Source organism: Providencia sneebia DSM 19967, assembly GCF_000314895.2.
GTDB lineage: Bacteria > Pseudomonadota > Gammaproteobacteria > Enterobacterales > Enterobacteriaceae > Providencia > Providencia sneebia.
Genome location: NZ_CM001773.1, coordinates 2,762,722 through 2,776,326, shown reverse-complemented (window position 1 = coordinate 2,776,326; position 13,605 = coordinate 2,762,722). Strand labels below are relative to the sequence as shown.

At 38.0% G+C, this 13,605-nt stretch carries 13 protein-coding genes; 11 read left to right on the top strand and 2 right to left on the bottom strand.

The genetic code is table 11. The features are described from left to right. Positions 1–7: 7 nt before the first annotated feature. The 3 genes from OO7_RS11580 to OO7_RS11570 all read left to right on the top strand — a co-directional run bounded on the left by OO7_RS11580 (position 8) and on the right by OO7_RS11570 (position 1,460). Positions 8–559 carry an elongation factor P hydroxylase gene (locus tag OO7_RS11580; protein WP_008916118.1) on the top strand — a complete coding sequence of 184 codons (552 nt, stop codon included), beginning with the start codon at positions 8–10 and terminating at the stop codon, positions 557–559. Positions 560–585: 26 nt separating this feature from the next. After that, positions 586–858, top strand: coding sequence for a YfcL family protein (locus OO7_RS11575; protein WP_008916117.1), 273 nt, complete (start codon positions 586–588; stop codon positions 856–858). Positions 859–941: 83 nt separating this feature from the next. Next, positions 942–1,460, top strand: a complete 519-nt coding sequence (locus OO7_RS11570; RefSeq protein ID WP_008916116.1) for a GNAT family N-acetyltransferase — start codon at positions 942–944, stop codon at positions 1,458–1,460. 87 nt (positions 1,461–1,547) lie between these two features. Here the strand turns inward: OO7_RS11570 and mnmC are convergent, their stop codons facing one another. Beyond that, positions 1,548–3,614, bottom strand: coding sequence for a bifunctional tRNA (5-methylaminomethyl-2-thiouridine)(34)-methyltransferase MnmC2/FAD-dependent 5-carboxymethylaminomethyl-2-thiouridine(34) oxidoreductase MnmC1 (mnmC, locus tag OO7_RS11565; protein ID WP_008916115.1), 2,067 nt, complete (start codon positions 3,612–3,614; stop codon positions 1,548–1,550). A gap of 202 nt (positions 3,615–3,816) precedes the next feature. Between mnmC and fabB the strand changes: the two genes are divergently transcribed. The 3 genes from fabB (at position 3,817) to OO7_RS11550 (ending at position 7,463) form a co-directional block, all read left to right on the top strand. Continuing rightward, on the top strand, positions 3,817–5,028 hold the full coding sequence (gene fabB / locus OO7_RS11560) for a beta-ketoacyl-ACP synthase I (RefSeq protein WP_008916114.1): 1,212 nt from the start codon (positions 3,817–3,819) through the stop codon (positions 5,026–5,028). Positions 5,029–5,333: 305 nt separating this feature from the next. After that, on the top strand, positions 5,334–5,939 hold the full coding sequence (locus tag OO7_RS16235; RefSeq protein WP_008916113.1) for a hypothetical protein: 606 nt from the start codon (positions 5,334–5,336) through the stop codon (positions 5,937–5,939). 12 nt (positions 5,940–5,951) lie between these two features. Continuing rightward, a complete protein-coding gene (locus OO7_RS11550; RefSeq protein ID WP_008916112.1) occupies positions 5,952–7,463 on the top strand; it encodes a tetratricopeptide repeat protein in 1,512 nt (503 codons plus the stop codon). Positions 7,464–7,722: 259 nt separating this feature from the next. Here the strand turns inward: OO7_RS11550 and OO7_RS11545 are convergent, their stop codons facing one another. After that, positions 7,723–8,658: a DMT family transporter gene (locus OO7_RS11545; protein WP_008916111.1), complete on the bottom strand. Its 936-nt coding sequence runs from the start codon at positions 8,656–8,658 to the stop codon at positions 7,723–7,725. Between the two features lie 100 nt (positions 8,659–8,758). Here OO7_RS11545 and OO7_RS11540 point away from each other — a divergent pair, with 100 nt between their 5' ends. The 5 genes from OO7_RS11540 (at position 8,759) to OO7_RS11520 (ending at position 13,523) form a co-directional block, all read left to right on the top strand. Then, positions 8,759–9,547: an AraC family transcriptional regulator gene (locus tag OO7_RS11540; protein WP_008916110.1), complete on the top strand. Its 789-nt coding sequence runs from the start codon at positions 8,759–8,761 to the stop codon at positions 9,545–9,547. Between the two features lie 179 nt (positions 9,548–9,726). After that, positions 9,727–10,857 (top strand): 4-phosphoerythronate dehydrogenase PdxB, encoded by a 1,131-nt coding sequence (gene pdxB / locus OO7_RS11535; protein ID WP_008916109.1) that lies wholly within the window; start codon positions 9,727–9,729, stop codon positions 10,855–10,857. A 69-nt stretch (positions 10,858–10,926) separates the two neighbouring features. Further along, on the top strand, positions 10,927–11,937 hold the full coding sequence (locus tag OO7_RS11530) for an aspartate-semialdehyde dehydrogenase (protein WP_008916108.1): 1,011 nt from the start codon (positions 10,927–10,929) through the stop codon (positions 11,935–11,937). Then, entirely contained in the window at positions 11,937–12,767 is an 831-nt protein-coding gene (truA, locus tag OO7_RS11525; protein WP_008916107.1) for a tRNA pseudouridine(38-40) synthase TruA, read from the top strand. The genes OO7_RS11530 and truA overlap by 1 nt, the downstream gene beginning before the upstream one ends. Before the next feature lie 69 nt (positions 12,768–12,836). Then, positions 12,837–13,523 (top strand): DedA family protein, encoded by a 687-nt coding sequence (locus OO7_RS11520; RefSeq protein WP_008916106.1) that lies wholly within the window; start codon positions 12,837–12,839, stop codon positions 13,521–13,523. Positions 13,524–13,605 lie beyond the last annotated feature (82 nt).

Below are 13,605 nucleotides of genomic sequence, written 5' to 3'. Positions count from 1 at the left end.
AATTTTCATGACTAAACATCATTATCAGCAACTTATTGATATTTTTGAAGAGTGCTTTGGCGAAGAGTACAACACAAAACTTGTTAAGGGAGAGGATGAACCTATTTATCTTCCTGCTGACGACGAAACTCCGTACAACCGTATTGTTTTTGCTCATGGTTTTTTTACCAGCGCATTACATGAAATTTCTCATTGGTGTATTGCGGGAGCTGCTCGGCGTCAACAAGTTGATTATGGCTATTGGTATTGTCCTGATGGTCGAGATGAAAAAACGCAATGCGATTTTGAAGTTGTAGAGATAAAGCCTCAAGCATTTGATTGGCTATTTTGTGCCGCAGTTGGTATCCCTTTCAATGTGAGTTGCGATAACTTGGAAGGCAGTTTTGAGCCTGATCGTATTGCATTTCAACGAAAAGTGCATGCACAAGTTATGGAATATTTAGCCAATGGTATTCCAGAAAGACCATTACGCTTTGTTAACGCGTTACAATCGTTTTACAATACGCCTCCACTTAGTGCGAAAGATTTCCCTTATCCGGAAGATCTTTTTGCCAAATAATACATTAACAACAGTAAGGATTAAGCATGCTTGCGGATTTTGAAACACGCATACTGACAAAAATTGATGATATGGTTGAACACGCAAGTGATGATGAGTTATTTGCGGGTGGCTATTTACGTGGGCATTTAACCCTTGCTGTAGCAGAATTAGAAGAAGAAAATGAAGTCAGCGCAGATGCTTTATATCAACGCGTCGAACAAAGTATTCAACAAGCCATTAAAGGTGGCGAATTAACACCACCTGACCAAATTCTTGTCCTCAATATGTGGAAAACATTATTGGACGATGTGCGTTAATTGCAGTTTTATTTGTTGAAAGACTATTTTCATTTTTTATCATTGAAAAGAGGGGAAACCCTCTTTTTGTATAAGGGAAGGTTATGTTTGTTATTCGCCAAGCGAATATAAAAGATGTTAATAAATTACCTGTAATAGAAGCTTCCGCAGCTCAAAGTTTTCGTGGTCATCCACAATTTAATTGGATTGCAGAGGGTGATGTACAATCAGAGCAAGATCATATTGAATATGTGCAACAGCAAATGGAATGGGTTGCGGTTGATAATGACGATTTGCCAATAGGCTTTATTAATACTCAAAAATTAGAAAATAGTTTACATATTAATGAAGTGTCCGTTTGCCATATATGGCAAGGAAAAGGGATAGGAAAGCAACTCATTCAGCATATTCTTGCTTATGCTCAAGAACAAGGGATCCCTTTTGTGAGTTTAACCACATTTCGAGATATACCTTGGAATGCACCTTATTATCAACGCCTAGGTTTTAGATTACTGGGTGAGTCCGATTTATCGGAAGAACTAAAATCTATTTTACAAGAAGAAGTGGAAGCAGGGTTTAATGCGCAAGATCGTTGTGCCATGGTGATCTCGGTTACAGTGTAATAATAGATTGATTATTAATCTATTATTAGCTTTGTGAAAATGCTTTTAGCAATCTAAACACCATTGAAAATGTTTAGATTGCTAGGATTACTTTGTATTTTCTCTCATTATTGAAGATTCATTTTTCACTTCACGTCCTTTGAGTAATTTTCTTACCCAAAAACGGTTAGGGTGCAGGGCGGCTAATGTTTCATCATCTAAAGGTAATGGTTCTGCAAATATTTGTGCAGCTAATAATTCACCACATAATGGTGCCGTTGAAAGCCCTCGGGAACCCAATGCGCCCATAACAAATAAATTCTCATAGCTTGGCGCTAATTCAATATCCACATTTTGTTCAATTTTGACTTCAAGATTTTCGTAGCATTCCATTAAACGAGCGAAATCAGGAATATTGCCGACAAGTGGCATGTGGTCGCGAATAACGCAACGAATGCCCTGACGAGCTTGATGAGTAGATATATCAATCGTTTGAGGCCAATCAACATCCGGTAAGCTATTGACTAATTTTTGCTTATTTTCTTTTTGGTCAGCTTCACTATATGCAAAATCAAGCTGATTACGATGATAGCTAGCACCAATGCAATGTTGTTGGTTATTGGGGTTTATTGGCGTGAGATAACCCTCATAGCACAGCACATTATTAAGCTGCTTCAATTCAGGGTTACTAGGAATATGGCTAACTTGTCCTTTTACAGGCGTAATAGGAAGTGGCTGTGTTTGTAAAAACTGATTTAGCAAATGTCCATTAGCAACAATAACGGTTTGATGTAAAAAGGTTTGCTGTCCTTCTTTAACTGTAACTGTCGCCTCAAGTTGCCAACCTGACGGTGTGTTTTCTAAATGAGTGATATTGTGTTCAAAACAAAAATTAACGTGATGTTCTTTTAGTTTATGAACCAAGTTTTCACATAATTGCGCTGGCGATAACCAGCCACCATCAGAATAGTGAATGCCATCATGATTGATATCAAGACCCGCTATCTGACTCAATTGTTCCCGAGTTTTACCGACTGCAAAACCTTCTGGCCATTGAGTTTGCAACATGGCACTAATTTTTCGCTGGCTTCTATCATGGTAAGCAAGTTCTGATACGCCACACCAAGCACAATCAAATTGTAAACCTGAATGTTGCAGTTGGTCATAAAAACGTCTTGCATAGGGGAAAGCACTAACAAAAAAACGTTCTAGTGGATCATCTCGCCCATTAAGTAGAGGATAAACAGCACCTTGGCGATTACCAGAGGCATTTTGAGCAATCTGTTTATCTTTACAATAAATCGTAACATGAGCGCCACGTTGGGTTAGGGCGTAAGCTGTGACTAAACTTGCTAACCCGCCACCAATAATTGCAATATCTTTCGGGTTATTAGCTGAATGTCGATAAAACCAAGGTGTCATCTTAATGTCATCTTTTTGTTCTAAAATTCCTGTCAACATTTCCCGTTTACGACCAAAACCTTTTACTTTTTTGATGGTAAAGCCAACTTGTCGCAAACCACGTTTGACAAAACCTGCTGCCGTGAAGGTCGCAAATGTCCCTCCTTTACGCGCATATTTTGCCATTGCAGTGAACAGTTGTTCGCTCCACATTTGCGGATTTTTAGACGGTGCAAATCCATCCAAAAACCAAGCATCTATCTTATTGTTTAGATTGCTATTAAGTAGAGGTAATAGCTCATTTACGTCACCAAACCATAAATCCAGTATGATATTGCCATTTTTTAATATAATTCGATGGTTACCAGCTAAAGGTAATGGCCATTGTTCACAAAGCATTTCTGATAGCCGGCTAAGCTCTGGCCAACGGCGATGAGCAGCTTTTAGGTCTTCTAGGCTTAAAGGGTATTTTTCAAAGCTGATATAATGTAAACGTTGAAGTTTTGCTTGGGGATGAGCTAGTTTAAATTGCTCAAAACATTGGCATAAGGTGAGGAAGTTTAACCCAGTCCCAAAGCCCGTTTCAGCAATAATACACGTTTCAAAGGGGTGGTTTTCAAAGCGTGCTGGGAATTGGTTTCCTTGCAAAAAAACATGACGCGTTTCTTCTAGCCCACCTTGGTCAGAAAAATAGACGTCATCAAATTGGGTTGAAGTGGGAATACCATCATCGCTCCAGCTAAGATGAGCGGTTTGAATAACTGATTTTTTCACGAGTTACGCCTGTGATTTGCGAAATAATAGCTGAATTTTAACGCGCAATAACCTGTAAGGCTAGCTTCAAACAAAAATCTAACCGCATAACGAAAGAAAAAAATACAAATATTTACCCTGATCGGACTTGTTCAGCGTACAAGTGTAAGCTAAAGTGTTGGTCATAATCCGGCAATTACAAATTAAAGCCAAGAGGTAATGAATGAAGCGTGCGGTCATCACTGGTCTAGGAATTGTTTCTAGCATCGGTAACAACCAAGAAGAAGTATTGGCCTCTTTGAAAGAAGGTCGTTCAGGGATCACTTTTTCAGAAGAATTTAAAGAGGCGGGGCTGCGTAGCCACGTCTGGGGTAATGTTAAATTGGATACTGAAGGTCTGATTGACCGTAAGATCCGCCGTTTCATGAGTGATTGTTCCGTATATGCATATCTTGCAATGGAACAGGCAATTAGTGATTCCGGTTTAACTGATGAACAAATTTCAAACATTCGTACCGGTTTAGTTGTGGGATCGGGTGGCGGTTCACCACGTAACCAAGTTGCGGGTTCTGATGGTATGCGAGCTAAAGGTTTGCGTGGCGTTGGTCCATATATGGTTACTCGCGCAATGGGATCTGGTATTTCAGCTTGCCTAGCAACTCCTTTTAAAATTAAAGGTGTGAACTATTCAATGAGTTCAGCTTGCTCAACATCAGCACACTGTATCGGTCACGCAGTAGAACTTATCCAACTAGGCAAACAAGATGTTGTATTTGCGGGCGGTGGTGAAGAACTGAGTTGGGAAATGAGTTGTGAATTTGATGCAATGGGTGCATTGTCAACAAAATACAATGACACACCAAGTAAAGCATCAAGAACTTATGATAATGGTCGCGATGGCTTTGTTATCGCTGGCGGCGGCGGTATTGTTGTTGTTGAAGAGCTAGAACATGCATTAGCACGTGGCGCACATATCTACGCTGAAATCGTGGGTTACGGTGCAACTTCCGATGGCGCAGACATGGTCGCACCATCAGGTGAAGGCGCAGTGCGTTGTATGCAAATGGCAATGCAAGGTATTGATAAAATTGATTATATCAATACTCATGGCACATCAACACCTGTTGGTGATACCAAAGAATTAGAAGCTATCCAAGAAGTGTTTGGTCATAATTCTCCGGCTATCTCTGCAACTAAAGCAATGAGTGGTCACTCATTAGGTGCTGCTGGTGTTCATGAAGCAATTTATAGCTTGCTGATGTTAGAGCATGGTTTTATTGCACCAAGCATTAATATTGAAAATCTTGATGAAAAAGCAGCAGGTTTGAAAATCATCACAGAAACGACTGAACAGGCATTAGATACCGTTATGTCGAATAGCTTCGGCTTCGGTGGTACAAATGCGACTTTGGTCATGAGTAAATACAAAGCATAATTTGATGCCGCCCGCAATTTATTGAGGGCGGCATTTTCTATCGCTAATCTGATAATACTTTCAATTCTATTTTATTATTCTTTCTAAATTCCCATCATCTCTTTTAGATTTCACCATCAATATTTAATTGTCATATCAAGATTAATTCGTTAATAAAATGTTGAGTTTTATAAAATAGACTTAATTTTGTAGAGTTAGTTATTCTTACAGAGTATCCTAATAACAAAAGTTAACTTCATTAATAACATTAGATAAAAATTTATATTATGAATAAGAATAAGTTATTAGGTTTTACATGCTTCTTAATGAGTGGATATATACTTACTGGTTGTGATCAAGCTAGCAATGAATTAAGTGAAAGTAATTTAAAAAGCGTATTAGAACATTATTACGAAGATGTTTGTCTTATTCCTACTCCTGTTCCTAAAGATACCGATAAACCTTTCCCCGCGGTAATCGATCTCAGTAAAACGGGTTTGTTTCTTCCTGCAGAAGAAGTAAAGGCAACGTATCAGAAATATATGAATTATTACAATGCATTGGAATCTGTCGGGCTATTAAATAAAGAGCCAATTAAAAATGAAGTTGGTGAGCCTAATGGATATCGTTACAGCCTAACGGATGAGGGTAATAAGTATTTAGTGAATAAAGGAAGACGTTCATTTTGTGCAGGAAATTATAAAATAGATAAAATTATTTCTATAGATCCTCCTATTGAAAATAGAACGAAAGATGAAGTTATTGACGAAGTAGAAATCACTTTTTCATATCAAGTGATAAATATAGCTCCGTGGGTAAAAGATGAACCAATCGTAGAGGCTTTCCCTGCACTACAAAAGAGTATTACTAATCAACAGCCAAAAACAAAAACGTTAGTATTAGTCAATGATGAGTGGCAGGTTATTAATTAATTGGTATTTATAATGAATAAAAAACACATTAAATTTGTATTGCTGTCTACATTATTTGCTCTTTCCAATGGAGCACATGCTGAATCAAATACGCCAATAGAAACATTATTAACTCGATATGAAAATGGTGATATGACCACAAAGGCTGTATTTGATTTATATGCAAAAGAAGGTAATCCACATGCGTTAAGCACTTTAGGTTTTATTTATGAGCATGGGATTAATACGCCAAAAGATATTAACAAGGCGCTAGCGTATTATCAGCAATCTTGTGATCTCGGCGGTGACTATGGTTGCGGTAATGCTTGGTATTTTTATCAATATGGCATTGGAATTGATAAAAATAGCAAAAAAGCAGCTCAATTTGCTGAAAAGATAAATAAGAATGATATCCCACTTGAGATAGCAAATAATTTAAGTATTGAATTGTATGATGCAAAAGTAGAGGCAGAAACCAATCCCGATCTTCGTGCTAATTTTATTGAGAATTTATCTAGATGGTTATCGACTGGGGATGCGCAAACACAATTAATGTTTACTCGTATGGGGTTTAGTAAGCAAGATACCTTACATTTAGCGAAAGTATGGGCAATTGAGAACGAAAAAGATGCAAGGCTTAACTTCCAAGTTGGGCATTTATATAATTTTAGATATTCAGCATTAGAAAGTAATGAAAAAGATATTGAGGCTTTAAAATGGTTTCGAAAAGCCGCTGAATTAGGTGATCCAAGCTCTCAAAATATTGTCGCACATTTATATGAAAAAGGTGATTGGGGAATAAAACAAGATCCACAAAAAGCCATTGAATGGTATAAAAAAGCGATAGCGTCCGGTGACAATGATGCACCAATGAATCTAGCTAAAATATATTACAAAGGTGTACTTACTGAAGTTGATTATAAAAAAGCATTATCTTTATTTGAAAGTGTTAAAGATTACAATCCGACGGAAGCTTCAAAATATTTAAGCCAGTTTTATTATAATGGACAATCCGTTTCAACAGATTGTAATAAAGCAGCTGACTATTATGAAAAATCATATTACGGGTTTAGTGAAAATTTTTCGCGTTCTAAATATATAGCGCTTTGTCAATCAGATAAAAAAATGCGTGATGACCTTAAGAATGAACTACCAAAACTGGTTATGCAGCGGATTTCGACATTTAGCGGTGATAGTAGTGCTTTAACTAAGTGTGAATTATCTTTTGGTATTTTTAGTTATAAAAATATTCCAGTTGAAAATTTGCGTGTCAAAGTTCAAATAATCACAGAAGATCATTCTGATGATGAGCCGTTTATACAGGAACAGACGGTTGCCTTTCCTCCTTTTGGGTTTAATAGTTTAAATAAAAAGGAAAATGGTGGAAGAGATTATGAAAACGCTCAATTAGTGCCTATCTATGACGAAAGAGGTTGTAACACCTATAAGATGCAGACGAAGATTGTGTCAGCAACAGCATTAATTAATGGTAAACCGGTTAATTTATTAGATGAAAGATTAATTTCATTCAAAATAAAGAAATAATAAGAGTCAATTTGATTTTGAGTTAATACAATAAGGCGCTAAATATATTGCCTTTATTTTTTCCTATCGATAAGCTGATAGCCTTCAGGTTCCCACTCAGGAAATAATTGGTGAAATTAAAGAGGAACTAAAAGATTTTTTGTTGGATGAGGCGATTAAAAAATTCAGGATGATAAAGAAAGTTGTGAATATTAAAAAAACATAGCCCCACTAGTGTGGGGCATATGAATTACGACATTGCATTGCTTGAGGGTTAATTTTACTGGCTGTTATCGTTTAAGCAATCTTTTTTCTGTGAATTTCTTTTTTTATTTTTAAATAGCTCAGTTAATGGTGTTCGTAATTGTTGAGCTAACATAACACCAATTAGGACAACACCACCACCGATTAAATGATAACTTTTTAATTCTTCGCCAAGTGCAAATATAGCGATGATAGCGGTAAATACGGGGGCTAAGTTCATAAAAATAGATGTTGTATTAGCGCCTAAACGTATGACACCTTGTATCCATAATGCTGGCGCAATAATTGATGCTGCAATACCGGCGAATATAACAAGACCAATATTATTTTTAGTCAGCGTAACATCATCAGCAAGTAAAAAGTTAGGTAATAATAAAATCACGCCAAAGAATATCTGCACATAAAGTGAATCCCAACTTGAAAGTGGTATTCCCCAACGTTTGGTTAATACGCCATATAATGCATAAGCCGCGGAAGCAACTAACATTAATAATTCACCAGAGCCTAAGCCTTGAGTAAATAAATTGGCAGGGTTACCTTGGCTGACTAACCAAACTAGCCCGATTAAAGATAAAAATGTCCCGAGAACAATTCCAAGAGTAGGAATAACGCGTAATACAAAAATACTGATTACAACTGTTAGCAATGGAATTAATGAGTTCATAATTCCCATGAATGTTGCACTAACGCTATGTGCGGCATAATAAGCTAAACTTTGATAAATCATCATTCCTAATGCGCCTAAAATAGCGAGCTGCCACCAATGTTTTTTGATGATATGTTGATTTTTTAGCACAGAACGAAGAACAAAAGGTGACATAACCAGTAATGCTAAGGCCCAACGATAAAATGAGATTGCTGCCGGATCTATTGCTGTTGCAGCAGCTTTATTGACGATAGCATTGATAGACCACAGTAAAACCGCAATAAGCGGAAATAATAAATTTTTCATTAAAAACTTCCTCTGACACGAATGACAGTAGTATACAGTTGTCAGATTTTTTATATATACTGATAATCAGACATTCGATAACGGTTTTCAGACAAGATATATGATCAAGCACAAAGATTCACCAGTATTGCATATAAATGAATGTAATATTATTGAACCAGAATTTATTGCATTGCGTTATACGCAGATAGATACACAGACCGAATATAAATCACATACTCATTCTTTTGGGCAATTGCTTTATGTCGCATGTGGCATTATGGAGATGGAAGTTGGGGGAAAACATTATCTTGCGCCGCCAGAATTTTGTATCTGGATACCAGCGAATGTATTACATTCCAGTTTTAATAAAGAGAGCGTGAAATTTCAGATTATTGACTTTTCACAAAAACTTAATGAAAGGTTGACTCAAAAACCATGTGTTGTTCGTTTGAGCTCTATCTTCAAAACGATTATGACTGATCTTTACCAGCGAGGTATTGTTGAGCCTAAAACAGAAGAGGATAAACGTTTAGCAAGTGTATTAGTCGATCAATTTACCTTATCTCCTTGCCAAGATACTTACTTACCAACCACAAAAGATAAATTTTTATCACCAATTCTGACTTCATTACAAAAAGATCCAGCTGATAATTCAACATTAGCTCAATGGGCAACACGCAGCTATACCTCTGAGCGCACATTATCACGCCGTTGCCAGCAGGAACTTGGTATGTCGTTCAGTGAATGGCGTCAACGTTTACGTTATCTACATGCAGTTTCTGCTTTGGAAAAAGGGAAAAGTGTTCACGAAGTGGCATATGATGTGGGATATAGTTCAGCATCAGCATTTATTGCCATGTTCCAGCAAGTTTCTGGTATGACACCTGACCGTTTTCGCTCTAAGTAATATTGTTTCTATTCTGTACTCTAAAAATATTTTTAGGGTAGCTTTATAATGATTTAACTCATAATCACGCATAGGAAATAGCGTCAGAACGTGGCAAAATAACCCGTATTCTAAAGCGTAATTAGTCGGCTGGATCATACAAAAAGCTGATAATAGAAAACAATATTAGGACAAGCTAAGTGAAAATTCTGGTTGATGAAAATATGCCTTATGCCCAGCAGCTATTTAGCAAGTTGGGAAATGTTAAGGCGGTATCTGGACGCCCAGTGCCAGAGGTTGAACTCCTCGATGCAGATGCTCTGATGGTTCGTTCAATTACGAAAGTTAACGAATCATTATTGAGCAAAACACCTGTAAAATTTGTGGGAACGGCAACAGCTGGCTTTGACCACGTTGATACAAATTGGCTTTCTAAAGCAAATATTGGTTTTTCCTCTGCGCCAGGCTGTAATGCAATCGCGGTTGTCGAATATGTTTTTTCAGCACTTTTGATGCTAGCTGAACGTGATAATTTTGATTTACGTGATAAAACAGTCGGTATTATTGGTGTTGGTAATGTCGGTGGGCGTTTAGCTGATAGGTTAACGGCTTGGGGAGTGAAAACGCTTCTTTGTGATCCGCCGCGTGCAGCAAAAGGTGATAAAGGCGATTTCCTACCAATAGAAACGCTATTATCTGACGCTGATGTGCTGACCTTTCATACGCCACTGAATATGGATGGTGTGGATAAAACATTTCATTTAATGGATGAGACGCGACTGGCTAATTTACGCGATGGAACCATTCTAATTAATGCCAGCCGTGGTGAAGTTATTGATAACCAAGCCTTGCTTGCATTATTAAACCAAAATAAAAAATTGCATGTTGTTTTAGATGTTTGGGAGCCAGAACCTAATCTGGATACTCAATTATTGGCGCGAGTTGATATTGGTACACCGCATATTGCAGGTTATACCTTAGAAGGAAAAGCGCGTGGTACAACACAAGTTTATGAGGCGTATTGTCAATTCTTAGGGCGCCCGGACAACATTGCACTCTCTTCCTTATTACCAAGCCCTGAAATTAGCGAAATTACTATTCGTGGTAAAGTATCGCAAAGCCTACTCAAAAGGCTAGTTCATCTGGTGTATGATGTGCGCCGAGATGATGCGTTATTACGCCAAGTTGCCGCAATTCAGGGGGAATTTGACAAACTACGTAAGCATTACCAAGAGCGTCGTGAGTGGTCATCACTGACTGTTCATTGTGATGATGCCCAAGTTGCTGAGCAACTGAATGCATTGGGTTTTAATGCGTATTTAATTAAATAATATCAATGAATTATTTATTCGATGAGTAGCAAGCCGCCTCATTGATCATTTATTTTTGGAGAAACAGCAATGACGGAAGGTTGGAATATTGCGTTATTAGGCGCTACCGGCTCAGTCGGTGAAGCTATTTTAGCACTATTACAAGAACGTGAATTTCCGGTTGGTGAATTATATTTACTTGCAAGTGAGCGCAGTGCAGGTGAAGTCATTCGCTTTAATGGTAAAAGTTACCAAGTTGAAGATGCTGTTGATTTTGATTGGTCACAGGCTCAAATTGCTTTTTTTGCAGCTGGTGAAACGGCAAGTCTGGAATATGCAGAACGCGCAGCACAAGATGGTTGTATTGTCATTGATAATAGTGGTGTTTTTGCTCTAGAACCTGATGTGCCGCTAATTGTGCCAAATGTTAACCCACATGTTTTAGCTGATTATCGCAACCGCAATATTATTGCTTTGGCTGATAGTTATGTAAGCCAATTACTCAGTGCAATTAAACCATTAGTAGATGCTGCTGGATTAGGCCGCATTACCTTAACTAATATGTTATCAGTTTCTGCTCATGGTAAAGCCGCAGTAGATGAACTGGCTGGTCAAAGCGCACGTTTATTAAACGGAGTTCCTGCTGAAGAAGGGATGTTCAGTAAGCAGTTAGCTTTTAATATGTTGCCATTATTGGCAGATATGGAAGGCAGTGTGCGTCAAGAGCGCCGTTTAATTGAGCAAGTTCGTAAGGTGACACAAGATGAAGGCTTACCCATTGCTGTTAGCTTTATTCAATCACCTGTATTTTATGGAAATGCGCAAGTTGTTTACCTTGAGACATTGCGTCCAATTGGTGCAGAAGAAGCGCGTGATGAACTTGAACGTTTTGACGATATTCAGGTCTCAGAAGAGGGTGATTATCCAACACAAGTCACAGAAGCTTCAGGTAATGAATTTTTGAGTGTCGGCTGTATCCGTAATGATTATGGTATTCCCGAAATTATTCAATTCTGGTCTGTCGCAGATAATGTGCGATTCGGTGGTGCGTTAATGGCAGTTGAAACAGCTGAAAAATTAGCACAGGAGCTGTTTTACTAATGTCTGAGCCAGAACGATTGTCACGCATTGCGCTTGGCATCGAATATAACGGTAGCCGTTATTACGGTTGGCAACGCCAACAAGAAGTAAAAAGTGTACAAGGCTGTTTAGAAGAAGCTTTATCAAAAGTCGCTAACCATCCCGTTAGCGTCTTTTGTGCAGGCCGTACTGATGCTGGCGTTCATGCGACAGGGCAGGTTGTTCATTTTGAAACCACAGCTCAACGCAAAGAAGCTGCTTGGACAATGGGAGTGAATACCCATTTACCTGAGGATATTGCTGTACGTTGGTGCCAACCAGTTGATAATGAGTTTCATGCTAGGTTTAGTGCTACTGCGCGTCGTTACCGTTACATTATTTTTAATCATCGGTATCGCCCTGCAATTTTATCAAACGGTGTTACGCATTTTCATTACCCGTTAGATGAGAATAAAATGCAAGTAGCAGCACAAGCGCTATTGGGAGAAAACGATTTTACCTCGTTTAGGGCTGTGCAGTGCCAGTCACGTACACCTTGGCGTAATGTGATGCATATTAATGTCACGCGTCATGGAAATTATGTTGTTGTGGATATTAAAGCGAATGCTTTTGTTCATCATATGGTGCGCAATATTGTTGGAAGTTTGCTGGAAATTGGTTGTGGTAATCAAGATATCAATTGGATGGCAGAATTATTGGCACTTAAGGATAGAACCAAAGCGGCTGCAACAGCAAAAGCAGAAGGGCTGTATTTAGTCTCTGTTGATTACCCTGAAATATTTGCTTTACCAACCCATGTGCTAGGGCCATTGTTTCTAGCAGATGAATTGAATTCTACACAAGCAATTTAAATCACGACAAAAAAGTGATTTAACCTATAAAAGGTATAGCAAGGATGCGATTAACAATTGAGGGCATTTATGGAGTTCATTAGTTTTATCATCGATTTTATTTTACATATTGATGTCCATCTAGCAGAACTAGTGGCCGAATATGGAATTTGGGTATACGGTATCTTATTTCTAATCTTGTTTTGCGAAACAGGTTTAGTGGTGACGCCTTTTTTACCGGGTGATTCTCTTTTGTTTGTCGCCGGTGCTATTTCAGCCTTAGAAAGCAATGATTTAAATGTTCATTTGATGGTTGCGTTAATGATTATAGCCGCAATTATTGGCGATGCAGTTAACTACACCATTGGTCGCGTATTTGGCGATAAATTGTTCAAAAATCCAGATTCAAAAATTTTCCGTCGTTCTTATTTAGAAAAAACACATGTTTTTTATGAAAAACACGGCGGAAAAGCAATAATTCTTGCTCGATTTGTTCCGATTGTCCGAACTTTCGCCCCATTCGTTGCAGGAATGGGCAAAATGTCTTATCGTCATTTTGCCTTTTATAATGTACTCGGTGCATTATTATGGGTACTGTTATTTACCTATGCAGGATATCTGTTCGGTGATTTGCCGTTTGTACAAAAGAATTTGAAATTATTGATTGTGGCAATTATCTTTATTTCAATACTTCCGGGCGTCATCGAAGTGATTCGCCATCGTCGTGCAGCAGCCAAAGAAAAAAAGGTCGTTGACTCAAAAGTTGACAATGCATAACAGATGAAAAAGTTTTTATCCACAGTGAGATATCATTGTGGTTTAATGACACAAAATTACATACTGGTGTTAACCAGAAATC

What these genes read in the sequence shown, in the direction of transcription:
- OO7_RS16235 (WP_008916113.1), top strand. Translation starts at nt 5,334, where the DNA reads ATGAGTGGATATATACTTACTGGTTGTGATCAAGCTAGCAATGAATTA.
- OO7_RS11540 (WP_008916110.1), top strand. Translation starts at nt 8,759, where the DNA reads ATGATCAAGCACAAAGATTCACCAGTATTGCATATAAATGAATGTAAT.
- OO7_RS11520 (WP_008916106.1), top strand. Translation starts at nt 12,837, where the DNA reads ATGGAGTTCATTAGTTTTATCATCGATTTTATTTTACATATTGATGTC.
- fabB (WP_008916114.1), top strand. Translation starts at nt 3,817, where the DNA reads ATGAAGCGTGCGGTCATCACTGGTCTAGGAATTGTTTCTAGCATCGGT.
- OO7_RS11575 (WP_008916117.1), top strand. Translation starts at nt 586, where the DNA reads ATGCTTGCGGATTTTGAAACACGCATACTGACAAAAATTGATGATATG.
- truA (WP_008916107.1), top strand. Translation starts at nt 11,937, where the DNA reads ATGTCTGAGCCAGAACGATTGTCACGCATTGCGCTTGGCATCGAATAT.
- OO7_RS11545 (WP_008916111.1), bottom strand. Translation starts at nt 8,658, where the DNA reads ATGAAAAATTTATTATTTCCGCTTATTGCGGTTTTACTGTGGTCTATC.
- OO7_RS11570 (WP_008916116.1), top strand. Translation starts at nt 942, where the DNA reads ATGTTTGTTATTCGCCAAGCGAATATAAAAGATGTTAATAAATTACCT.
- OO7_RS11550 (WP_008916112.1), top strand. Translation starts at nt 5,952, where the DNA reads ATGAATAAAAAACACATTAAATTTGTATTGCTGTCTACATTATTTGCT.
- OO7_RS11530 (WP_008916108.1), top strand. Translation starts at nt 10,927, where the DNA reads ATGACGGAAGGTTGGAATATTGCGTTATTAGGCGCTACCGGCTCAGTC.
- OO7_RS11580 (WP_008916118.1), top strand. Translation starts at nt 8, where the DNA reads ATGACTAAACATCATTATCAGCAACTTATTGATATTTTTGAAGAGTGC.